This window comes from Pseudescherichia vulneris NBRC 102420 (assembly GCF_000759795.1).
In the GTDB taxonomy this organism is placed as follows: Bacteria; Pseudomonadota; Gammaproteobacteria; order Enterobacterales; family Enterobacteriaceae; genus Pseudescherichia; species Pseudescherichia vulneris.
Window position 1 is genome coordinate 1 of the sequence record NZ_BBMZ01000051.1, and the last position, 1,303, is coordinate 1,303.

General features: G+C 52.0%; 1 pseudogene. It reads left to right on the plus strand.

The window, feature by feature from the left end:
* The first annotated feature begins 54 nt into the window (after positions 1-54).
* A pseudogene (locus EV102420_RS20780) lies at positions 55-1,300 on the plus strand (IS3 family transposase).
* Positions 1,301-1,303 lie beyond the last annotated feature (3 nt).

Here is a 1,303-nt window from a genome sequence, read left to right on the forward strand (position 1 = left end):
TGACCCGTCCTGAATAGCGTTGACACATTTTACTCATACACCGAGGAAAATGTGATGAACCAGTATGTTAAACGCACACAACGCGATTACCCTCTATCCTTTAAATTAACTGTCGTTGAGCAGGTCGAAAAAGGCGAAATGACCTATCGCCAGGCGCAGGACCGTTATGGTATTCAGGGCAGCCACACTGTCCTGAGCTGGCTGAGAAAGTACGGTCAACTCGACTGGCTTACATCCCCTTCTGTCAGAAAGTGCGGAGCCAATATGCCTGACATCCCTCAGACCCCTGAACAAAGGATTAAAGAACTGGAACAGCTACTGGCTGAATCTGAAGTCAAAGCTCAGTTCTTTGAGGCCGTTGTGAAGGTAATGAACACCGAGTTCGGAGCCACGCTGACAAAAAAGCAGTTAACCTCCTTATCACGCAAACACAAACACCGAAACTCACCGTAACGCGAGCCTGCCGGTTGATGGGGATCAGCCGGCAGGCCTGGTATCAGGCCCTGCAGCGTGAGGATGAGAGAAAAGAGCAGGCCCGACATATCATCACGCAGGTGATGGCTGTCCGCTTACATCAGCCCCGGTTAGGGACGCGGAAACTGCATCACCTGCTTCTGCAACAACCAGAAGCAAGGTCACACGTCGGGCGTGACAGGTTGTTCCGGATCCTGCGTTATGCGCGGTTACTGGTGGTACCCGTACGGGCGTATCACAGGACAACGAATAGCCATCATCGTTTTTACCGCCATCCCAACCTGCTGAAAGCGGGAAAGAATCAGGTGACCGCGACCCGCCCTGAGCAGGTGTGGGTGGCTGATATCACCTGGCTTCCTCTGCGAACAGGAACAGCGTATATAAGCCTGGTAACGGACGTCTGGTCGAGGAAAATAGTGGGATATCATGTGCATGAGAGCCTGCACACCCGGCATGTTGCCTGTGCGTTCAAAATGGCACTGGCTGGCAGGCGAACATCGCACCCGCTGGTTCATCACTCTGACAGAGGTATCCAGTACTGCTCTCAGGAATATCAGGCGTTACATCAACGGCATGGCGTCATGTGCTCAATGACAGACGGGTATGACTGTTATCAGAATGCGCTGGCGGAACGGGTAAACGGGATATTAAAAACCGAATACCTGCTTGTGAAACCGGAAGATATCGAACAGGCGAGAAAGATGGTCAGGGAGTCGGTGGAAATTTACAACACACAGCGCCCTCATCTGTCGCTACAATACAAAACGCCCGATGAAGTTCATCGGGCGTTACGGGCCTGAAAAGTGTCAACCTATTCCAGGACTAGTCA